Below are 20,341 nucleotides of genomic sequence, written 5' to 3'. Positions count from 1 at the left end.
AAATGTCACAGGCCGTAAACGCAGTTACTTCCTCATCGAAAACGAAGCGTATTTACCGTAAAGGTAATCCAATGTCTCCGTCAGAAAGACAGCAGGCCTTGGTTGCCCGTAAGAAAGAAACTCATAAAGAAATTCGTGTGTACGTTCAGAGTGCTTTAAAAAACAATCTTCAGCGGTTGTGTGAAGCTGAAGGCGTAACACAGACGGAAATGATTGAAACACTGATCAAAATTGCAACCCAGCGGTTAGAAAAAAGCGTCACGGAATAACTTTCTTGAGTGTTCTTAGATCCAGTGATAGATTACTGATCGATTAAGAATTTTTGGTTGGCCACGCCGAAAGGTGGCAAGGAATGGGTTCTGAAGCTATTTGAACGGAATCCTGAAAGCAAAAACCCCGATAATCTCCTTAACTTTGGCGAGTGGAGAGATTACCGGGGCCTACTTAAAACTGTATAGAAGCTGTTGCTCTATACGGGGAGTATAGTTTTATGCCTGAAAAAGGTCAACTCCTACGGCGCAACATAAGCGAAGGGCTATTTGACTAGCCAAAATTTCGCAACTGCCGCACCTTACATCGAATCTCGTAGCTCTCGCCGTGGCGAGGCTAATGCCTTACGTAAAGGGCTTCCCAAGGTTCATCGTCGCTATCAGCCTGGTCTAAGTTGTGCCGTGCCGCGTGGTATGGCCTCTAAAGTTGTTGCGCGTGTCAGCAGCCATAACTGGCATCGTAATCCTGATCTCATCGAGTTACGGCGTAACGGTTATATCCCTTATACCAAGCGTAATGATCGCCATTACGTTCCCAAGCCTATGCGTGTGCATGCGCGCTCAGAAGCGTGTGAAGCGCTGACCGCTCTTAGCCAAGTCATGGCTGCGAACTGCGACTATAATCCAGACAGCGATTACCCATTCGAGATCATGGCGCCAATGGAGCAGCTTGCTCGATATATGGGTGTATTACATGTGTATGATAGTGGCCGCAAAGCCTACGACATCGCGCTAAATGCGTTGTCAGTCATGGAACAGCTCCAGTATGCGATCGTGTTGCATGGTAAAGATACCGACTCCGGCCAGAACAAGCCGCTGCGCATCTGGCTCAGCGAGCGCTTTTTCACATCTCGCGGGATCGCCGTCGACGAAATTCGCCAGTGGCTCGGGCAGTTCCGTACCTGGGCTATTAAGAAAGGCCTGACAGAAACACTCCGCACCAAATATGAGCGGCATCTGCTGCGTATCGAGCACATCGGTATTGATCTAAAAAGCCGCCATTCGCTGCGCAACCGTCTCAAACAAATTAAGCGCTGGGTCGTGAGCCCTGATCTTGCCCGCGAGAAAGAACACGCAGTTGTTCAGTTGGAAAACGCTCTTGAAAATATTGAGAATGGAGATCGCCTGGACAATGTCCTGGACGTCCTTCAGGACCGGATCACTGAGTCGGCCAAGGGCCGAAATAAGTCTGGCCGGCCTTTATATCAGGCTTACGTAAACTGGGCGGGTAAAACGGTACCTCACAAGGTTCTCCAACTGGAAGTACAGCTCAAGCGCGATAAGCCCGGGTTGCTAACCAGTGATCCGGAAGCCTACTACCAGTTACTGCTTGAGCGAGCCGGCGTCATCTAAATCTCTTCGACTTTCCACCTTATGACGCCCCGTGCCCGGTTTTTCCTGGCGCGGCCTTTGGGCTGCCTGCCGTTCAGAAACCTCGTGTTAATTTCCACTTGTGGGGATTTTTTTCCGGTGCCGGCGATGGATACCATAGCTCTGCCATCAAAGAATTGTCATTTTGGTTGGCCAACAACCAGTCGTTATGGAATTAATTTCGAAAACAAAAGTTAACTTCGAAAGCTAGGATATAGATATACTTAATTTCGAACGTTAATCCATAACAAAATAGCCTTTTAAAAAAGGGGGTACATTCGCGCTCAGAGCGCTCGAATGTACCTCCCTTGCTTTACAGCTCGGGCAAAACACCTTCTCAAAAACATCAGCAGATACCCATCAATAAAAACAGCCGGCAAGCCGGCTATGTAGCACCTGGCTACGCCAGGCAAAAAAACCAACCTAACTCAGCTTCACCATCCATAGCTCTTTCCACCATCCCAAAGCCACGCCGCCCGGGCCAAAGGCCCGGAACAGAGTGGCTTTAAGATGAATGCTGTAACTAACCATTCAATCGCTGGCAGAAATATCGCTGGAGTATCGATTAACACGCTCGTAAGCGGCCCTTACGGCCCGCTAACGCGGAGATACGCCACAGCTGCGGCTACGCCTTGCCGTGTCCACTCCGACCGCGCACAAATAGCTACCCAACGCTGTAAGTAAAATTGGCTTATCAGGGCGAGGGGCTGGATAGGTGAAATCTATCAAAGCAGGGCGGCTATGCCGCGCTACCGGCGACCCTAACCTTAGGGTGTTCTCTTACAGGACTGTTGTCGCCTGCATGCGCTGACGCGCATTCAGGGGTCAGTTTGGATATAGAGAATTATTGTACGTTAAGCTTATTTTTTAGTCAGTTCTGAGCATGGTTGGTGCACTTATCGGGCTTCTGGGGATAAATAGAAAAGAAATCCTTTTCATCCGAAAAGATATTTAAAGACCAAGAATGGTAAAGATCATCGTCTTTACTGGGTGTTTCTCTCTATCATCTCATTACACATTTGAATACATTTATCACAGATATTCACTCCTGGCCCTGCAATAAGGATTTTGACCTTTTGCGTTGTTTTTTGACAAAAATGACACATTCGCTCTGGTGATAATGCCAGTTCGGGAGAAAGTAAACGATTATCGTAGCTACTCTTTACTGCATTAGCACAACTCACCAATTCTTCTGGCGTGATCCCCTCGTTAAGCATGAGTATCTGTAGCTGTCGAGCAATGTCTTTAAGTTTGAGTTGGCTTGCCGCCTCGGGGGACCTATCTTTCTTGGGTAACTCACTCATTTTTTCATCCTTTGCATTCAATGGATCTTGTACATTTCACCGTAAATCGTACAGCGATGAAAATTGGCCAATCTCGTTCGAGTTGCAATAGAACAAGATAGATACCAGTGAAAGCCCGTAGAGTTTCTACGGGCGACGTGAGTTACCTCATCATCAACAGCGGGATAGGTGTTTTCGCCAGCATCGCCGTTGTGTTACTGCCGATAAAGAACTGACGGAGGCGGGAATGGCCGTACGCCCCCATAATCATCAGGTGGATATCATTCTCCGACACATAACGACACAATGACTCTGCGATATGGCTCCCAGAAATCAGATGAACTTGACTGTTAATACCGGCATTTTCTAACGTAATCTGAGCAGCCTCAAGGGCGGTGGGATCATCGCCATTCATCACCAGGTGGCAATCAATCCCCTGTAGTAATGGGCTGATGGCAAGCCGCTCCAGAACATTTTTACCTTCAGCACTGCCGTCATAGGCAAACATGATTCTGGTCGGTGGCAAAAAATCTCCCGTGCTTACCAGGATCGGGCACTTCTGGAGCCGGATAACGCTCTCCAACTGACTCCCCACATGTCCACGGGTTTCAGATTGCTCACCTTTACGGCCCAGGACCATCATTTTGGCATCCCGGATCTCACCCAGTATTTCGGCGAGAGCACCGTGTTTCTGGACGGCATTGACCTCATTGACACCCATGTTTCTCGCCATTTCCCCTGCAACACGAAGAAGCTGTTTTCCCTGCTCTTTCATCAGGCGGGCTCTTTCACCTTCAATCTGAACCAGTTCCTCCAGTAGCGCCTCTCGACTGTCAAATCCGATGCTCCCACTCAGGTCTTGGGAGGCTGAAACATCCGCTTTCTCAAGTACATGCAATAGTGTGAGTGGCGCATTGAGTTTGCTAGCAACCCATGCGCCATATTGGCAAACGGCAGTGGCCGACGACGAACCATCGATACAACCAATAATTGTGTTTTTCATAAGTGCTCCTTCATGGATTAATGGCCACTCATTATTTTTTCAACTTCTTCTGGTTTATCATGCACACCAAACCGATCAACAAGGGTAGTGGTAGCTTCATTCATTCCCTTGATTTCAACGTCAGTCCCCTCGCGACGGAATTTAATCACCACTTTATCCAGTGCGCTCACGGAGGTGATATCCCAGAAGTGGGCGTGGCTAACGTCAATAACAACCTCGTCGATCGCTTCTTTAAAATCAAATACCTGGGTAAACCGCTCTGATGTCGCAAAGAAAACCTGTCCGCGCACGGTATAAACACGTCGGCCTTCATCTAGCGCGGTGTCAACAAGCATAAAGCGGGCAATTTTATTGGCAAAGTTCATGGCCGCAATCAGGACGCCGACCAGAACTCCGTAGGCCAGGTTATGGGTGGCGACTACGACCACGACCGTAGCGATCATCACTACGCTGGTTGACAGAGGATGTATCCGCAGATTGGCGATTGAGCGCCATGAAAACGTCCCGATAGACACCATAATCATCACGGCCACCAGGGCTGCCATCGGGATACGTGAAACCCAGTCATTGAGGAAGACCACCATGCAAAGCAGCACGACCCCGGCAGTTAATGTTGAAAGTCGCCCCCTACCACCGGATTTGATATTGATGATTGACTGGCCGATCATCGCACAACCTGCCATCCCCCCGATGAATGCGGTACAGATATTGGCGATCCCTTGAGCCTTGCACTCGCGGTTCTTGTCGCTGGCCGTATCGGTTAAATCATCAACAATGGTTGCCGTCATCATGGATTCCAGTAGCCCGACCACCGCCAGCCCGGCAGAGTAAGGCAGTATAATCATGAGCGTGTTGAGATTGAGTGGTACATCCGGTATCAGGAACATCGGCAGGCTATCAGGTAGTTCGCCCATATCACCCACGGTACGGATTTCAAGCCCCAGGCCGATTGAGATCGCAGTCAACACCACAATGCACACCAGAGGGGATGGGATGGTTTTATTGAGCAGAGGAAACAGATAAATGATCGCCAACCCGGCGGCAGTCATGGCATAAACATGCCAGGTTACATCCGTCAGCTCAGGTAATTGAGCCATAAAAATAAGGATGGCCAGTGCATTGACGAAACCGGTAACGACGGAACGAGAGACAAAGCGCATCAGGTTACCCAGTTTGAGATAACCCGCAACCAGTTGAAGGATACCCGTCAGCACTGTGGCTGCAAGCAGGTATTCAAGCCCGTGCTCTTTCACCAAAGTCACCATCAGTAACGCCATGGCTCCGGTAGCGGAGGAAATCATTCCCGGTCTGCCGCCGACAAAGGCGATGATGACGGCAATCGAGAACGCGGCATAGAGCCCCACTTTGGGATCGACACCGGCAATAATGGAGAATGCGATAGCTTCAGGGATCAAAGCGAGAGCAACGACAATACCGGCCAGCACATCCCCACGGATGTTACCGAGCCAGTCCTTACGTGTTGAGGACAACAGCATTTTTACTATCCTGATAGTTATTTCCCCGATAGCGGGGCTGTTTTAGTCAAATTGCAGATACAAAAAGCATCCCAGGGCTGGGATTGAGTGTGAAGGCGTTGAAGCGGTAGCGCTTCAGCCTGTCAGAGGGGTGGGGACTTAAGGTGGAGTAAGACGCATGATTACGTGATAGTGATCCGTTTATTATGTCGTAGGCAGTCTAACGGCATAGGTATTCCCAGGCAAGCATCGCAGTGTATTTGACGCAATCCGTCCCAGCTCTGATTCGAACTGTGGGGCTGGGAAAATTATCCTTTGCCGTCTTCGGATGCTTTATGATAAAGCGCCTGTATTCTGCAGACTTGGGAAGAACTGTAACCCGTTGCCTCGGCAGTCTCCCGAATGCTCAATTTCTTGACCTGTCGGTAGTACAGTACTTTTTGGTGACGCTCACGATCAGCTTGTTTGCCACGATATTTCCCCAGGGAGTGAGCTCGCTCAATCCCCTGCTTTTGTCGCTGGCGACGGCTCAACCAATCCTTATGCGACATAGCGGCCATCAGGTCTATCAGCATATTGTTGATAGCAGTAATAACGGCGCGGGTTATAGGATCGGTCTGAGACGGTTCTTTATCCGATAAAGCCTGCCACGAAGTGGGGACATCAAGACTGACAATCCGCAATTCGTGCTGTTCGATCTGCTTTTTCAGCGTCATCCAGTCGTTGTTGCTCAGTCGGGTTAGGCGGTCTATCTGCTCGACCAGTAAAATATCATTGTGGTGACTGTCCATCAGTAAGCGTCCCAGTTCCGGACGGTCAAGTTTTGTGCCACTGATGTTCTCCCGGTAGTGGCTGGCAATTTTATGTCCTCGCTCCTGAACGAACTGCTCCAGCATCTCTTTTGCCCGATCAGCAAACTGATCTTCCGTCGATGCCCTTAAATAAGCTCTTATGAACATTTTTTCACCATGCTATCGCATTTAGATTATTGCATTAAATCTATCGCATATAGGTTATGTCATTCATTGTGATCCGTCACGTTTTGATTATGGCGTCAGGGTGTACCCTTATGCGATAACCATTTTTGTTAAAAATACCGTATCGAATAATTTATGAGGGAAACTATATGGCAAGGAGGCAGATTCTTTCACTGTCGGAAAGAGAATCATTACTGGCATTGCCCGACGATGAGTTAACGCTGACCCGAATGGCCTATTTCAGTGAACATGATCTTGCGCTTATCAGTGCTCACCGTAAACCCGCCAGCCGTTTTGGTTTTGCCGTCCTTCTTTGCTATCTAAAAAATGTCGGCTTTGTCCCGGATAAAAAAATTCCACCCTCTGATACGCTGCTGAAGCATATCGCCAGCAGGCTAAAACTCACCGGGGATCTCTGGCCTGCTTATCTTTCCGGCAGGGATACGACCCGGCGTGAGCATTTAACCGAACTGTACCGCTATATTGGCGTAAAGGCGTTCACAGGCAAAATACAGCAGGACTGCATTACACACCTGCTGCCGATGGCGACACGCACCGATAAAGGCATTCTCCTGGCCGAAGAGTTATTGGTCTGGCTTCGGCAGAACAACGTGATAATCCCCGCGATTGATGTCGTGGAGCGCACCTGTGCGGAGGCCATGGCAGGTGGCGATAAAATCGTGTTTCAGACCCTGAATGCCCCGTTAACTCCGGCGCACAGGGATGCCCTGGATCGTTTACTTGAGTCATCAGATAATCAGCCTTCCAGGCTGACATGGCTTCTGCAACCACCGGGTAAAATCAATGGTAAGAACGTGCTGCAACATCTTGATCGGCTCAGTAGCATTGAATTGCTGGCATTACCTGAAGGTATAGATCGTACCATTCACCAGAACCGGTTGCTGAAATTGGCGCGGGAAGGCCGAAAGATGAGTAGCCGGGATTTGACCCGATTTTCAGCAGCCCGGCGTCATGCGATCCTGGTGTGCGTGCTGGAAGAAGCCAGAGCCACACTGACAGACGAAGTGATTGAGCTGCATGAGCGAATGCTGAACAGCCTTTTCAGTAAAGCCAAAAGAACACAGGCTGAGCGCCTTCAGCAGACCGGAAAGCTGATCCAGTCAAAACTGAGGCAGTACATCGATGTCGGTCAGGCACTGTCTGATGCCCGCGATTCCGGTGGCGATCCATGGCTCGCAATAGAAAACATACTCCCATGGCCTGAATTTGTCGCCAGTCTGGAAGAAACACGCCATCTCGCCAGAAAAAATAATTTTGACCCGCTGCATATTATTACTGAGAAATACAGCACATTACGGAAATATGCCCCGCGCATGTTGTCCGCTTTACAGTTAGTCGCCACCCCGGCTGCGCAACCTCTGGCTGATGCGCTGGTTGTGATCAAGGATATGTACCGGAAGCAGTCACGTAAAGTTCCGGCGACAGCGCCGCTTGAGTTTGTCCCAGAAAGCTGGCGCAAGGTGGTGATTACACCTGCGGGTATTGACCGGCAGTATTATGAATTTTGTGCGCTCAGCGAGCTTAAGGGGGCGTTGCGCTCCGGGGACATCTGGGTTAAAGGTTCACGCCGCTACAAAAATTTTGATGATTACCTCATTCCCGAAAAGGACTTTGACAAACTCACACCGGCGCTGCCACTGCCCGTATCTGCTGATTATCATGAGTACATTACCAGCCGTATGACCCTGCTTCAGTCCAGGCTTGAAGAGGTCAATGCCATGGCTGCCCTTGGTGAGCTGCCTGATGTAGAAATATCTGACAGGGGCGTAAAAGTCTCTCCGCTGGATAACAGCGTTCCGGTGCAGGTTTCACCGCTGGCAGAGCTGGTTTACAGCATGCTACCGCGCCCTAAAATCACGGAAATTCTCGACGAGGTAAACAGCTGGACGACGTTTACCCGACATTTTTCGCATATAAAAAATGACATTACCCGTCCCGATACCCGCCTGCTTCTCACCACCATTCTTGCGGATGGCATCAATCTTGGCCTGACCAAAATGGCAGAAGCCTGCCCCGGGAGCACCAAATCATCACTCGAAGATATTCAGGCATGGTACATCCGTGACGAAACCTATTCAGCCGCCCTTGCAGAACTGGTGAACGCGCAGGGGAAAAGGTCGCTGGCGGCATTCTGGGGAGACGGGACAACCTCATCATCAGATGGACAGAATTTCAGAACAGGCAACTCAGGCCGCTACGCAGGGCAAGTTAATCCGAAATACGGGCAGGAGCCAGGACGTCAGTTTTATACCCATATTTCGGATCAATACAGTCCGTTTTACACCTGCATAATCAGTCGGGTCAGGGATTCAACCCATGTGCTCGATGGTTTGCTGTACCACGAAAGCGACCTGGAAATCAGGGAGCATTACACCGATACCGCGGGTTTCACCGATCATGTCTTTGCCCTGATGCATCTGCTGGGATTTGCGTTCTGTCCACGAATTCGGGATATCTACGACAAGAAGCTATTTATCAAAGGGAAAGCGGATCAATTCCAGGCGCTTCAGTCGCTGATATCAACAACCAGCCTGAACCTGAAAGAAATTGAAATTCACTGGCGGGAAGTACTGCGTCTGGCGACCTCGATAAAGCAGGGCACCGTGACGGCGTCACTGATGCTGAAAAAGCTTGCCAGCTATCCCAAACAAAACGGACTGGCCAAAGCACTTAGAGAAATTGGCCGCATTGAGCGAACCCTGTTTATGCTCGACTGGTTCCGCGATCCGGCACTGCGTCGCCGGGTACAGGCGGGGCTGAATAAAGGTGAAGCCCGTAACGCGCTAGCGCGGGCGGTATTTATGCACCGGTTGGGAGAAATCAGAGACCGAAAGCCGGAAAATCAGAGCTACCGCGCCAGCGGACTGACGCTGCTGACGGCTGCGATCTCGCTGTGGAATACGGTGTATATGGAAAGAGCTGTCGATGCCCTGAAGCGTAAAGGGCTGAAGATCAACGAACAACTGCTGTCGCATTTGTCGCCGTTAGGATGGGAACACATCAATCTGACAGGCGATTATATCTGGAAAAGCAACCGGATACCGGCTTCTGGTAAGTTTCGTCGGCTGAGACCAGCCAAAGTCGAAAGGTCAAAAAATAGCCTTAACGTACAATAATTTTCGATATCCAAACTGACCCCATTCACTTCAGGCGCACAACTGGGACATCCTGCAACCGTGTGGTCCAGGCCGGCGACAGTCGCTGTCGTTTCATCTTCCAGCCGTCGGCACGATCGGGAATACCCTGCCCGGCAAACCACACCGGCGCCCGGCCGTCCTGATTGAGGCTGTCGAGCAGCTGCATCAGCCGATCGCTGTTTTTGCGCGGTGGCGCATCATCAAACAGGCCGAACTGCGCCACGCGTTCGCTGGTGAAATCGCCCAGCATCACGCCGCAGCGGTGATAGCGGTGGCCGGCGATGAAGATCCGTTCGAGCGCCCGCCGTGCGGCCTGAATGATGTCACGGCTGTCCTGGGTGGGCGTTGCCAGTCGGGTGGTGGCCTGGTTGCCATAATAGGTCTCGCCGGCGGCGAACGGACTGGTGGCCACGAACACCGAGATGTGCCGGCAGAACTGCCGTTCGCCGCGCAGCTTTTGTGCCGCGCGCTCGGCATGGGCGCAGACCGCCTGACTGACGCTGTCCAGCTCGGTGGGCTTGTCGCCGAACGAGCGGGAGCAGACGATTTGCTCCTTCGGCGCCGCAAATTCCTCCAGGCCCAGGCAGGTGATGCCGTTCAGCTCGCGCACCGTGCGCTCGAGCACCACCGAGAACTGTCGACGCGCCGCGGCTGCCGGCATGTCGGCCAGCTGCAGCGCAGTGCTGATCCCCATCGTTGTCAGCCGGCGGGCAATACGCCGGCCAACGCCCCACACTTCCTCTACCGGCACGTGCGCCATCAGGCGTCGCTGGCGCGCCGGCGCACTCAGGTCGACCACGCCGCCGGTCTTGTGCCAGGTCTTGGCGGCGTAGTTGGCCAGTTTGGCCAGCGTCTTGGTTGGCGCTATCCCGACGCCGACCGTCAGGTGGGTTCGGCGCCGCACTTCTTCCCGCAGCCGCCGACCGAGTGATTCCAGCTGCGCGGCCGGGATACCGGTCAGATCGCAGAAAGCCTCATCGATTGAATACACTTCCAGTCGCGGTGTCAGCTGGCCAAGGATGGCCATCACCCTATGCGACATGTCGGCGTAGTAGGCATAATTCGACGAAAACGCCACCACGCCCTGCCGCTCGGCGTCCCTGGCGATTTTGAACCAGGGCTCCCCCATCTTGATGCCGCAGGCTTTCGCCTCGCGGCTGCGCGCGACGACACAGCCGTCGTTGTTTGACAGCACCACCACAGGACGGCCGCGCAGGTCGGGGCGAAAGACGGTTTCGCAGGAGGCGTAGAAGCTGTTGACGTCAACCAGGGCAAACATGGCGGGGGTCTCCGGGCTTTGCGGAATGGGCAGATGGCGATAACCGGGGTCGGGTTACAGCGTGTGAATGGCGTGGCGCACCACGCCGAAGATCACGGTCTCGATGTCGTCACCGAGCGGAATGGGCGCAAAGGCCGGATTGGCCGGCAACAGCATCGGCCGGGGCAGCAGCTGCAGGCGCTTGCAGGTGAACTCGCCGTCGACGGTGGCGATGACGATGTCGCCGTGCTGCGCCCGGTAGAAACACTCCACGACCAGCAGGTCGCCATCGAGGATACCGGCGTCCTGCATGGACAGCCCCTCGGCGCGCACCAGGTAGGTGCTCTCCGGGTGACGGATGCAGATGTCGTCCAGCGACAGGCGCTGCTCGAGATAGTCCTGCGCCGGCGACGGAAACCCGCAGGGCACGCCGGCGTCATAGAGGCGTACCGGCATCACACGGCCTCCGGCGCGCTCTGCCAGGCATCGTCATCCGGGGGCGTGTCCGCGTCGGCTGAAGCAGCGGCCGGCTGCGCCGCCTGCAGGTAGTGCGTGCGCAGCTGCGCGGTCAATGTGGCCACCACGTCGGGACGGTCGCGCAGCCAGCCGGCGGCCTTCTCGCGCCCCTGCCCGATTTTCTCCCCCTGATACTCGTACCAGGCGCCGGTCTTGAGGATATATTTGGCGTCGACGGCCAGATCCAGCACTTCGCCCTCGCGGAAGATGCCGGCGCCGAACAGCAGCCGGAACTGCGCCTGGCGGAACGGCGGCGAGACCTTGTTCTTGACCACCTTCACCTTGGTATCCCGCCCGATGATGGTCTCCCCTTCCTTGACGTTGCCGGCGCCGCGCACGTCGAGACGCACCGAGGCGTAGAACTTGAGGGCGTTGCCGCCGGCGGTGGTTTCAGGGTTGCCGAACATCACGCCGATCTTCATGCGCAGCTGGTTGATGAAAATCACCACCGTGCGGGTGGTGTTGATGCTGCCCTTCAGCTTGCGCATCGCCTGGCTCATCATGCGAGCCTGCAGCCCCATCTGGGCGTCCCCGATCTCGCCTTCCAGTTCGTTTTTCGGCACCAGGGCGGCGACGGAATCGACCACCACCACGCCGACGGCGCCGGAACGCACCAGGGCGTCACAGATTTCCAGCGCCTGCTCACCGGTGTCGGGCTGGGAGATAAGGAGTTCACCGATATCGACGCCCAGTTGCTGCGCGTAACGCGGATCGAGCGCGTGCTCGGCATCGATAAAGGCGCACTGCAGCCCGGCGCGCTGGGCACAGGCAATGACCGACAGGGCGACGGTGGTCTTGCCGGACGACTCGGGGCCGTAGATTTCGGTGATGCGGCCGACCGGCAGGCCGCCACCGAGTGCGATGTCGAGGCCGAGCGAGCCGGTCGGGATACGTTCGACGGCCATGCCATGGTTGTCGCCCAGGCGCATGATGGCGCCCTTGCCGAACGCCTTCTCGATGGCGGTGATGGCACTTTGCAGGGCTTTGGCGCGACTTTCCTGCGTGCCGGCCGTGTCCTGCGATGTGCGAGTGCGTGATGCGTTGCTCATTTTATGTTCTCCTCTGGTCGGAAACCGAATGCGTTATTATAATTATACTGTATGCATAACCAGTATAATATAAATCTGAGGGGGAATGACAAGCGATAGGGCGCGACTTTCAGCTATTAGAGGAACAACTCGCTCATTTTGAAGTGGATTTTTTTCTGTCTCAGGGGGTTGAGGGCCAATGGAACGAAAACGTACGTTAAGGATATAATTCATTGTTTAAGTTGAAATTTAATGCTCTCTAATCTCCTTTCAGAATATCCCCCGCGAGTATGACAGGTTGCAGAAACTGGAGTGGGAACGGACGCACAGCCGGGATTAACCCACCTTTGTCACTGTGACAGCCGTCGCAGCCGGCTGCTTTTTTGTGTCATGTTTGGCACAAACGAGAATGATTATCATTTGATTGACGGTTTTGAGAGGAGGGTTTAGCATCAAACACTATATATATACACAGTGTTTGTGTGCAAAATGACAGATATCAAAAAGGAGATTTTATGGAGCATAAATGGGAAGTTAAATACGATCCGTATAATTATAATAACGGGGTACCACCTGAACCCGGATTATATTGGCAAAACGGATCTTGGAATTGGGAAAATGGAGAGGAAACCTTGACGGTTACTTCTATTCCGATCCCCGGACTGGATGAAAAAGTCAAAGAATGCCTGGCCAATAATATTTGTTTTATCTGCGGAAAGAAAAATTGCCCGTATATAAAAAACGACAAGCATTATCGTGAATTGCTGGATGCGTGTCGACGAGGCGATGGGGCGACCGCAAAAAGAATATACATGCAGCGGCTTGCGCCATTTCTCCATGTATTCAGCGGGCAACGTAACGAAGGATTGCAACGGGAACTGAACGCGCAGGCAAGAGCGAAAGCAGAAGCGGAAGCCCGCAAGGCCGAGGAAGCCCGCAAGGCCGAGGAAGCCCGCAAGGCCGAGGAAGCCCGCAAGGCCGAGGAAGCCCGTAAGGCCGAGGAAGCCCGTAAGGCCGAGGAAGCCCGCAAGGCCGAGGAAGCCCGTAAGGCCGAGGAAGCCCGTAAGGCCGAGGAAGCCCGTAAGGCCGAGGAAGCCCGTAAGGCCGAGGAAGCCCGTAAGGCCGAGGAAGCCCGTAAGGCTTTGTTCGACAAAGCCGGGGTGAAACCCGCTCCCGTGTATACCCCGGCGATGGTAGCAGAAGCGAATAAGGCGCTCAAAGCGCCGGGCGCGATGGTGCTGAATCAGACGCCGGGGACGGCGCAGATGGCGTTGGCCGGAGCCGGGGTGTGGACGGCAGCCGGTGATGTGGCAGGCAGTATTACCAACTGGTTCAGTAATGCGCTGTCCAAACTGTCCGTTCCGGCGGTCAGTCCGGGGCTTCTTAAGGCCTCGATGGCGACTCTTTGGTTCCATTCAAAACCTGCAGGTCAGGGCAGTGATCAAGTTCCAGGGCGCGACGTTCCTGCGCTGTTTGCGTTTCCGGCGCGTGCGCTGGCGGATGCGAAGGCGATAGAGGCCGGGATGAAAACCGTGAATATGCCGGCGCGCGGGAGTCTGATGAAGAGCAATGGGCAGTTGGCGTTGCAACTGCTGAAAACCGGTAACGGCGGTATTCCGGCTGCGGTGCAGGTGCTGACGGGGGTGCGTGATCCGAAAACAGGTCTGGACCGTATTACCGTACCGGCAATTGCCGGTGCAGGCGTGCCTGCGCGGACCATCCTGATTAACCCGGCTCAGCCGCCCTCAGCGCCGTCAAATACCGGTACACCACCGCCTCCGGTCCCGGTGACTCCCGTTCATACCGGCACGGAAGTGAAACCGGTGGACACCATCACGGTGACCACTACGCCGGTTGCAGACCACAATGGACTACAGGATTTTATTTACTGGCGACCGGATGCGGCGGGAACGGGCGTGGAACCGGTGTATGTAGTGCTGAGTGATCCTCTTGACTCGGGGCGATTTACGCGTAAGCAACTGGACAGAAAGTATAAACATGCTGGTGATTTTGGGGTTAGTGACACAAAGAAAAATCGTGAAACGTTGACTAAGTTCAGGGATGCTATTGAAGCGCATTTAGCAGACAAAGAAACCGTAGAGAAAGGGACATACCGAAGAGAGAAAGGGTCTAAAGTGTATTTCAATCCTAAAACTATGCGAGTTGTTGTTCTTAAACCTAATGGTGATTTTCTGTCAGGATGGAAAATCAACCCTGATGCAGAGAACGGTAAAATTTATTTGGAGACCGGTGACTTATGAACAAAATGTCGATAATTGAACTGGCTAAAAATTTCTTGGCCTCAAAAGTTACAGCTATTCAATTTTCTGAGCAAATATGCGTTGAAAGGCGGAAGCTATACGGTGTTAAGGATCAAGATAAAAATGTTCTAAATTGTGGTGAAGAGTTATTCATGGTAGCTGAACGCTTTGAACCTGAAGCTGATAGGGCGGACTATGAACTGGATGAATCTGGCTTAAGAAAGGAAGTAAAAGCTACATTGGAAAAGTTTAAACTTCTTTAACGTCCAGGATTTTCAAGTAATATTTATAGATAACGCCATCCTACAGGATGGCGTTTTTTATGCATGTAATTCGATGGGGGGGCACGGGGTCTGACGCCCAGTGGAACGAAAACTCACGTTGATATATTTTCTGCCGTTGACGCCGCTTTTAACGGCCTCAAACCCCTCTCTCAACTGTTGCGATTTAGCACGATTTCAGAGGGTCTGATCGTTATCTGCCAGCCAGCTCCGGGAGACACAAGATGTTGTGTCTAAATCAGCTGAATGAGGTACTAAATGTTGTGTTTCCAGGCGTGATCGTCACTTGCTACTGGCGCCATTGTTTGCCAAACTGCATTGCTATAATATGACAATATGACATGTTTTAGGGAGCGTTGATGACGGGATTTGAGCTGAAACTATGGCGAACGGGACTGGGATGGACACAGGAACGGGCGTCAAAGGAGTTTGGGATTTCGATGCGTACCTACATCCGCTATGAGCATGCTGATCCGCCGAGGGCGATTGAGTTGGCCATCCAGGCCCTGTCTCTGGCCGCGATGTTGCCGGATATCGACGCACTGCCGGCAGATACGTTACGGCAGCGTGTCAGAACGCTGGCGGTTGACATCCAATCCGGCTAATACAACCAGCGTCCTGCTTTGGCCGACTCGACCAGCATTCTGATGGTGAGCGGTTTTAGGGGCTGTTCGGGCACCTTTGAACCGAAAAACTCTGGGGCAAAATAATGGGTGAATTCCATGCCGGCCGGATCGACCTGCCATATGGACAGGTAGGTGTTGATCGCATCGTCACCGTCATCCCAACCAATCTTGAGATCTTCCCGCAAGCGTGTGTCCAGGGTGACCGGCACTTTCGGGCCCCAGAAGACATACTTCCGCGGGCTGAAATTTTCATAGTAATAATCAATGATCTCTTGCTCTATTTGCGCGGGCGTCTTCATCATCAAAAATAGGTCCACTGAATTCTGTCTGCCGGACGGGCGATGAGGTTGAAACGGTCTTTTACATCGCGGCCGATCGCGTAAATGGTCCAGGCCGACAGGGCATACCCCAGCCAGGGAACATTGCGGCCGATAAATTTGCCCCAGTTATTCACGTAGCTGATGTGCAGGCGCTGTGGGGTTTCGCCCACCAGTGTCGGTAAACGGATACCTTTCGGCAAAGGCTTGTCCAGGTATTTCCGTGACAGTCGCGAGGCGATTGACGTGCCTGGTGTGGCGGTCCCCGGCTTTTGGCGCGTGGGAAGCCAGGGTTGTCCTGATGCGATCAGGACGGCATCGGCAACGCTGATCCCCAGATGCTCACGGAGCGCATCGACGCTGATAAGCCACCACAGCTGCTGGGGCGTCAACTGGGTATATCCCTTGTAGAAATACGTACCGTTTAATTCTTCAACCGTATCCATAGGTTATCCTTTACCGTAGGGGATGTCAGGTTGGCGCGTTGCTGTGCTCGCCTGGCTCCAGTGTTACCGTCTGATATGTCGGCTTGCTGTCTGCAAGGCGGGCCTGCAGTCCATACTCTGCCATGACCTGAATGAACGTATCGGCATCGCCGACAATGCGAAAAGAGACCGGCTGCAGGTGATGGCCATCCTGAGAGAAGGCGGCATTGAGCGCCGTTTTTTCGACGTAAAATCCGTTGTGCTGGGACGGCGTGGGTGTGGTTTCCGACCGCCACTCGCGGGCATCCATCACATAGTTGTCCCAGCCCCGATCTTTCAGGGTTTCAGTCGCGTAAGTGAGCCGGAATAAATCGGACTGCGCGGCGAGATTGCCGCTGCAGGAGCGCCACAGGTATTCCAGATGCTGGCGCAGTTTGCCGGCCGGGCCGTGTTTGCGGCCGCGTTCGAGCAGCCAGGTGAGATCCACGGCAACACTTTTAGGGAACCGCTTCTGTTTTTGGGCGGTGGCCAGCCAGCGGATCAGAAACAGATTTTCGGCGTAGGGTGTGCCAACGATGCCGTCCTGGCGGGCCAGCCCCAATGCTGCCAGGGCGCAGAACGCCAGGTGGCTGAGTGCGGCGGTGGTGTTATCCGTAGAAACGGATTTGGTCTTATCTAACAACGTCTACCCTGCCGGTTGTCACGATGGATTAATGGCGAATTTGCGCGAGGTCGGCGGCAGTCAGACCGGTCATTTTCATTACTGAATCGCGGTCGATGCCATTCGCCAGCATAGTACGGGCAACGGCAAGTTTGCCCTCGAGAACCCCTTCCTGGCGTCCTTCCTGGCGTCCTTCCAAACGGCCTTTTTCCAGCCCGCGCTCCAGGCCTTTTTGTTCCAGTTTTTGTGCAATGGTCATAAGAACCTCCTCGTGCTGTGGTGCCCGGCGTGCCAGCTCGCGGATAAAGGTTTCCGGAGAGGCCGTATCGCCAACCTGCAGCATGTAATTCATCAATGATACCAGCTGCTCTTTAGTAGTGTATCCGGCCAACAGTAAGGTGACCAGTTGTTCCAGTAATTCGGCCAGGTCGCGTTGTCGGACATGCTTTTGCAATAGTTCCAAGATGGCCATACGACGGTGCTGCATGATTTCATCATCTGGAATAACGGTAACGTCGACCAACGGAAAATCACCAGTGTAAAGTTGTTGGGCCAACTCGGGATCACCAAACTCATCCAGCCAGCACATTGAATACGGGTAAGGTGTGACCTGACCATGGTAGAACAACAACGGGACGACCAGAGGCAATTGCTCATTACCGGCGTCAAGGTGGCGTTGCATGGCGGCGATAGCGTAGCGTATCAATCGGAAGGCCATGTGTTTGTCTGGTGAACTCTGGTGTTCAATCAAACAATAAACGTATCCGTCTCCTTTCCCTGTCTTGAGCGAATACAGGACGTCGGAATAATAGGCGCGAAGGTCTTCTTCGACAAAGTTGCCTGATTCTAGCCGCAACGTGCTTAGATCACAGGTTTTCAGCAGTGCCGGTGGCAGGTGCTGCTGCAGAAAGTCGCGGGCAGTTTCCGGGTGAGTCAGAAACTGCTTGAACAAGGCGTCGTGAGGCGTGGGTGTCGTTTTCATGATGACATCGTAGCACGTAGAGTTTTCTGTTCAATCTCCTAGCTCTAGAGATTTAGGGGCGGTTTTCGTTTACTAAATGCCTTTTTTTAGTCCAAAAAACGGGGGCTATTAGGGTAAACAAGCTGCCTGCAGAAAAAGCGCCTATGGCTAGAAAAATACTTTCAGCTAGGCCACCACTTGAATAATCGAAAGCAGTCATTGCTATCATAAAAATAACTGTAAATAGCGCCGGATAAACATATTTGTTGCGGATTGGGAAATCGATCATGCCGGTACGGATGTAATTATTTTCAAGCCTTATCCTGATTTTTTCAACATCAATAACATGCTCGTAAAAAATTTCTGTTTCCTTAGAGGTTTCGGAGTGAGCCAATATATCCTTTAAAGGAGGTAACTCAGTTGGCCACTGGTGCTTGATTGTTACGCCATAAGCACGAAGTAAAGGCCATGCAAAGGAGAAGTGACTGATTTTCTGGATGTATCGACCATCCAGTATGGACCAAAAATCCTTTCCGCCGGCAATGTTTACGATATAAATCGCCATTCTTTCGGCTTTTGGATAATGATGTGTGTATACCCTGGCAGGGATATCATCGATATTGTGGTGTCGACAAAAGTTGACGCGATTCTTTCCCTCATGAGGTAGGAATAGACCGAGTTCAGGTATGCAGGTATAACTGGTACTGCTTATTCCATATTCCGAAAAAATATGTGATTTTATTTTTTCTTCATCTTTTTTTGATAGATAACGGTCTGGCCACCACCGCCAACTACAACCAAGGGTTTGAGCAACCGGGATCAATAATGTTTCTGGTGTTTGTGTTTCGGAATCCCGAGGCATGAAAGGCATGATACTGTTAAAGAAACACATTCCAAAATAAGGGCCATACTCTCCCCCTCTCATTGGGCCATGGAGGTCATCAGGTATGTTTTCTGGGCAATCCCTGGCTTTCATGTCGATATCGAACTTCAAAGCAGCGAACTCGCGTGCAGCCTTGATTTGTAGGGCTGACAGGTGAGATAGGTCGATACTGTTCATATTTTTCTCATCCAAAATCCTTTAATCACTAATTTTCTTCTATTACTATCCTGTCATTATCCGTGCGCTTCCATGCCACGGTACGCTAGCTAGTGAAAATGACCACCGCTTAATTTGCTTACTCGGGGACGTAATTTTTTTATCATCGCATCAATACCTTCTCCGTTGGGGAAGTATTGAATTGCACGTACGGACCGGAGATCAAAAGGAATGTCATCCATATGCTGCGTAATAAGGATCACCTGTTTACCTAGCGCATGTGCGATACCGGCCTCATAAAACACGTTGGGATTCTTTCCCGAAAGGTCACAAATTACCACTGAAGATTTACAAATGAGCGAAACCACATCCTGCATAATGTGTTGATGGTCCCATATATCATCGGCGCGGTTACATACCATGCCCATATCCGCGGCCATCGTCTGTATGGCCTGATACACAGGAGTGAAGTTTCCAGCAAATGGCATCATGACGGACAATTGTTGTTGTTCAACATGATGAATATGGTCAATATTAAAAACGTCTGGTTTAGGGATGGCTCCTATACTATTTCTGAATAAAACTTCGAATAAATCCCCATTATTTACAGACCAATGGGTATGGATTAATTGGAAATCAGTCAGTCCGAGCTCGCGTGCGAAGTTTTTTATTGACTGGGTTGATATAGGTGGGATCGCTGGGTCGAGACGGTATGTTATTATCGCGTCACGGCCTGCTTTTTTAACGTTCGTAATATTACCCACTCTAGCAAAAGGAGCTCCCCTTCCTTCCAGTTCTGTCATAATTAGAGCCGGATATTGTGTGATTTCCGCCATAGAAAACTCCCCATTGGGGCGAAACCGTTCAACCAGTTGTGGATCTGTATGCGCGTTGGTGATGGAACGCCCTAAATCGAGCGATCCTGAGTTGTCCTGCCAACCGTGCTCATCATTCCACCCTGCATAACTGACTAATAAGTGAAACATTACCCTGCCCTGTATTTATCCATGATGGGATGATTATACTGCTGATGTTGTCATTTGGTAAAAAGCTTGTTTTATTGGGAATTACACTTTCATTACAAACTGACGGTGACGTCGTCACCGGGAAATTGGGCATTACCGGTAGACTCCCCAGCCGCCCTGCCCGGCCATCTCCCGGCCGATTTTCCCTTGTGTCACAGCGGATTAGGGACGGCGTTCGCTTAACGCCGGTCGCGGCGGCGCCAACCGGCGTCAAGGGTGATTGTGTTTTTTACGCACATTGCGTTTTTTCCCCAATTTTTATGCGATGCTGTCCTGACCGATCACCGATTTATTCGGCTTCACTGCGCCGGGCCTGACGCGGCACAATAGTGGTCGGAAGTGATGGCCGGTCAGGTTTGGTTGCGATAAGGGGCTTTGCAGGCCGAAAATTGAGCAAGTAGCGGAGA

At 52.1% G+C, this 20,341-nt stretch carries 20 protein-coding genes; 7 read left to right on the top strand and 13 right to left on the bottom strand.

Going from position 1 to position 20,341, the window contains the following annotated elements:
- The first annotated feature begins 2 nt into the window (after positions 1-2).
- The 3 genes from repA to FHU12_RS27645 all read left to right on the top strand — a co-directional run bounded on the left by repA (position 3) and on the right by FHU12_RS27645 (position 2,324).
- Complete coding sequence (gene repA, locus FHU12_RS26985; RefSeq protein WP_089197753.1) at positions 3-269, top strand: replication regulatory protein RepA; 267 nt, start codon at positions 3-5, stop codon at positions 267-269.
- A gap of 270 nt (positions 270-539) precedes the next feature.
- Positions 540-1,622, top strand: coding sequence for a Replication protein (locus tag FHU12_RS26980; RefSeq protein WP_311770119.1), 1,083 nt, complete (start codon positions 540-542; stop codon positions 1,620-1,622).
- Between the two features lie 528 nt (positions 1,623-2,150).
- Positions 2,151-2,324 (top strand): replication-associated protein RepA4, encoded by a 174-nt coding sequence (locus FHU12_RS27645; RefSeq protein ID WP_521084107.1) that lies wholly within the window; start codon positions 2,151-2,153, stop codon positions 2,322-2,324.
- A 299-nt stretch (positions 2,325-2,623) separates the two neighbouring features.
- On the opposite strand, the gene FHU12_RS27320 is transcribed toward FHU12_RS27645, so the two are convergent.
- The 4 genes from FHU12_RS27320 to FHU12_RS26960 form a co-directional block, all read right to left on the bottom strand.
- Positions 2,624-2,944 carry a ClpX C4-type zinc finger protein gene (locus tag FHU12_RS27320; protein WP_221627861.1) on the bottom strand — a complete coding sequence of 107 codons (321 nt, stop codon included), beginning with the start codon at positions 2,942-2,944 and terminating at the stop codon, positions 2,624-2,626.
- A 142-nt stretch (positions 2,945-3,086) separates the two neighbouring features.
- On the bottom strand, positions 3,087-3,926 hold the full coding sequence (locus tag FHU12_RS26970; RefSeq protein WP_141973189.1) for a universal stress protein: 840 nt from the start codon (positions 3,924-3,926) through the stop codon (positions 3,087-3,089).
- Positions 3,927-3,943: 17 nt separating this feature from the next.
- Positions 3,944-5,422: a SulP family inorganic anion transporter gene (locus tag FHU12_RS26965; RefSeq protein ID WP_185742383.1), complete on the bottom strand. Its 1,479-nt coding sequence runs from the start codon at positions 5,420-5,422 to the stop codon at positions 3,944-3,946.
- A 287-nt stretch (positions 5,423-5,709) separates the two neighbouring features.
- Entirely contained in the window at positions 5,710-6,360 is a 651-nt protein-coding gene (locus tag FHU12_RS26960; protein ID WP_141973187.1) for a recombinase family protein, read from the bottom strand.
- A 167-nt stretch (positions 6,361-6,527) separates the two neighbouring features.
- Between FHU12_RS26960 and FHU12_RS26955 the strand changes: the two genes are divergently transcribed.
- Positions 6,528-9,515: a Tn3 family transposase gene (locus FHU12_RS26955; RefSeq protein WP_141973185.1), complete on the top strand. Its 2,988-nt coding sequence runs from the start codon at positions 6,528-6,530 to the stop codon at positions 9,513-9,515.
- A 25-nt stretch (positions 9,516-9,540) separates the two neighbouring features.
- On the opposite strand, the gene umuC is transcribed toward FHU12_RS26955, so the two are convergent.
- Genes umuC through recA form a run of 3 tightly spaced genes read right to left on the bottom strand, consistent with a single transcriptional unit; the run spans position 9,541 to position 12,359 of the window.
- The gene (umuC, locus tag FHU12_RS26950) at positions 9,541-10,815 is read right to left on the bottom strand and encodes a translesion error-prone DNA polymerase V subunit UmuC (protein WP_141973183.1); all 1,275 of its coding nucleotides are present in this window, start codon (positions 10,813-10,815) and stop codon (positions 9,541-9,543) included.
- 54 nt (positions 10,816-10,869) lie between these two features.
- Positions 10,870-11,250, bottom strand: a complete 381-nt coding sequence (gene umuD, locus FHU12_RS26945; RefSeq protein ID WP_141973181.1) for a translesion error-prone DNA polymerase V autoproteolytic subunit — start codon at positions 11,248-11,250, stop codon at positions 10,870-10,872.
- On the bottom strand, positions 11,250-12,359 hold the full coding sequence (gene recA, locus FHU12_RS26940; RefSeq protein WP_141973179.1) for a recombinase RecA: 1,110 nt from the start codon (positions 12,357-12,359) through the stop codon (positions 11,250-11,252). Before recA ends, umuD begins: the two co-directional genes overlap by 1 nt.
- Before the next feature lie 494 nt (positions 12,360-12,853).
- On the opposite strand from recA, the gene FHU12_RS27315 reads away from it, so the two are divergent.
- The 3 genes from FHU12_RS27315 (at position 12,854) to FHU12_RS26920 (ending at position 15,485) form a co-directional block, all read left to right on the top strand.
- Positions 12,854-14,599, top strand: coding sequence for an S-type pyocin domain-containing protein (locus tag FHU12_RS27315; RefSeq protein ID WP_221627860.1), 1,746 nt, complete (start codon positions 12,854-12,856; stop codon positions 14,597-14,599).
- On the top strand, positions 14,596-14,862 hold the full coding sequence (locus tag FHU12_RS26925) for a colicin immunity domain-containing protein (protein ID WP_094887908.1): 267 nt from the start codon (positions 14,596-14,598) through the stop codon (positions 14,860-14,862). Before FHU12_RS27315 ends, FHU12_RS26925 begins: the two co-directional genes overlap by 4 nt.
- 458 nt (positions 14,863-15,320) lie before the next feature.
- Positions 15,321-15,485, top strand: a complete 165-nt coding sequence (locus tag FHU12_RS26920) for a hypothetical protein (protein WP_230200727.1) — start codon at positions 15,321-15,323, stop codon at positions 15,483-15,485.
- Here the strand turns inward: FHU12_RS26920 and FHU12_RS26915 are convergent.
- The 6 genes from FHU12_RS26915 to FHU12_RS26890 form a co-directional block, all read right to left on the bottom strand.
- Entirely contained in the window at positions 15,482-15,808 is a 327-nt protein-coding gene (locus tag FHU12_RS26915; RefSeq protein ID WP_141973178.1) for a DUF1493 family protein, read from the bottom strand. The genes FHU12_RS26920 and FHU12_RS26915 overlap by 4 nt on opposite strands.
- The gene (locus tag FHU12_RS27275) at positions 15,808-16,269 is read right to left on the bottom strand and encodes an STM2901 family protein (protein WP_185742382.1); all 462 of its coding nucleotides are present in this window, start codon (positions 16,267-16,269) and stop codon (positions 15,808-15,810) included. Before FHU12_RS27275 ends, FHU12_RS26915 begins: the two co-directional genes overlap by 1 nt.
- Before the next feature lie 25 nt (positions 16,270-16,294).
- Positions 16,295-16,930, bottom strand: coding sequence for a DUF2913 family protein (locus tag FHU12_RS26905; RefSeq protein ID WP_063988490.1), 636 nt, complete (start codon positions 16,928-16,930; stop codon positions 16,295-16,297).
- 28 nt (positions 16,931-16,958) lie between these two features.
- Positions 16,959-17,891 carry an Rpn family recombination-promoting nuclease/putative transposase gene (locus FHU12_RS26900; RefSeq protein WP_063988489.1) on the bottom strand — a complete coding sequence of 311 codons (933 nt, stop codon included), beginning with the start codon at positions 17,889-17,891 and terminating at the stop codon, positions 16,959-16,961.
- 52 nt (positions 17,892-17,943) lie between these two features.
- Positions 17,944-18,930, bottom strand: coding sequence for a hypothetical protein (locus FHU12_RS26895; RefSeq protein WP_141973176.1), 987 nt, complete (start codon positions 18,928-18,930; stop codon positions 17,944-17,946).
- Between the two features lie 89 nt (positions 18,931-19,019).
- Positions 19,020-19,895, bottom strand: coding sequence for a hypothetical protein (locus tag FHU12_RS26890; RefSeq protein WP_141973174.1), 876 nt, complete (start codon positions 19,893-19,895; stop codon positions 19,020-19,022).
- Positions 19,896-20,341 lie beyond the last annotated feature (446 nt).

Source organism: Serratia marcescens, from assembly GCF_006715005.1.
Classification (GTDB): domain Bacteria; phylum Pseudomonadota; class Gammaproteobacteria; order Enterobacterales; family Enterobacteriaceae; genus Serratia; species Serratia montpellierensis.
Note: the sequence above shows the minus strand (reverse complement) of the source record. Positions and strands in the feature narration are given on the sequence as shown.

Coding starts and splice junctions, on each gene's coding strand:
- repA (WP_089197753.1), top strand. CDS start 3: ATGTCACAGGCCGTAAACGCAGTTACTTCCTCATCGAAAACGAAGCGT.
- FHU12_RS27645 (WP_521084107.1), top strand. CDS start 2,151: ATGAATGCTGTAACTAACCATTCAATCGCTGGCAGAAATATCGCTGGA.
- FHU12_RS27320 (WP_221627861.1), bottom strand. CDS start 2,944: ATGAGTGAGTTACCCAAGAAAGATAGGTCCCCCGAGGCGGCAAGCCAA.
- FHU12_RS26970 (WP_141973189.1), bottom strand. CDS start 3,926: ATGAAAAACACAATTATTGGTTGTATCGATGGTTCGTCGTCGGCCACT.
- FHU12_RS26965 (WP_185742383.1), bottom strand. CDS start 5,422: ATGCTGTTGTCCTCAACACGTAAGGACTGGCTCGGTAACATCCGTGGG.
- FHU12_RS26960 (WP_141973187.1), bottom strand. CDS start 6,360: ATGTTCATAAGAGCTTATTTAAGGGCATCGACGGAAGATCAGTTTGCT.
- FHU12_RS26955 (WP_141973185.1), top strand. CDS start 6,528: ATGGCAAGGAGGCAGATTCTTTCACTGTCGGAAAGAGAATCATTACTG.
- umuC (WP_141973183.1), bottom strand. CDS start 10,815: ATGTTTGCCCTGGTTGACGTCAACAGCTTCTACGCCTCCTGCGAAACC.
- umuD (WP_141973181.1), bottom strand. CDS start 11,250: ATGCCGGTACGCCTCTATGACGCCGGCGTGCCCTGCGGGTTTCCGTCG.
- recA (WP_141973179.1), bottom strand. CDS start 12,359: ATGAGCAACGCATCACGCACTCGCACATCGCAGGACACGGCCGGCACG.
- FHU12_RS27315 (WP_221627860.1), top strand. CDS start 12,854: ATGGAGCATAAATGGGAAGTTAAATACGATCCGTATAATTATAATAAC.
- FHU12_RS26925 (WP_094887908.1), top strand. CDS start 14,596: ATGAACAAAATGTCGATAATTGAACTGGCTAAAAATTTCTTGGCCTCA.
- FHU12_RS26920 (WP_230200727.1), top strand. CDS start 15,321: ATGCGTACCTACATCCGCTATGAGCATGCTGATCCGCCGAGGGCGATT.
- FHU12_RS26915 (WP_141973178.1), bottom strand. CDS start 15,808: ATGATGAAGACGCCCGCGCAAATAGAGCAAGAGATCATTGATTATTAC.
- FHU12_RS27275 (WP_185742382.1), bottom strand. CDS start 16,269: ATGGATACGGTTGAAGAATTAAACGGTACGTATTTCTACAAGGGATAT.
- FHU12_RS26900 (WP_063988489.1), bottom strand. CDS start 17,891: ATGAAAACGACACCCACGCCTCACGACGCCTTGTTCAAGCAGTTTCTG.
- FHU12_RS26895 (WP_141973176.1), bottom strand. CDS start 18,930: ATGAACAGTATCGACCTATCTCACCTGTCAGCCCTACAAATCAAGGCT.
- FHU12_RS26890 (WP_141973174.1), bottom strand. CDS start 19,895: ATGTTTCACTTATTAGTCAGTTATGCAGGGTGGAATGATGAGCACGGT.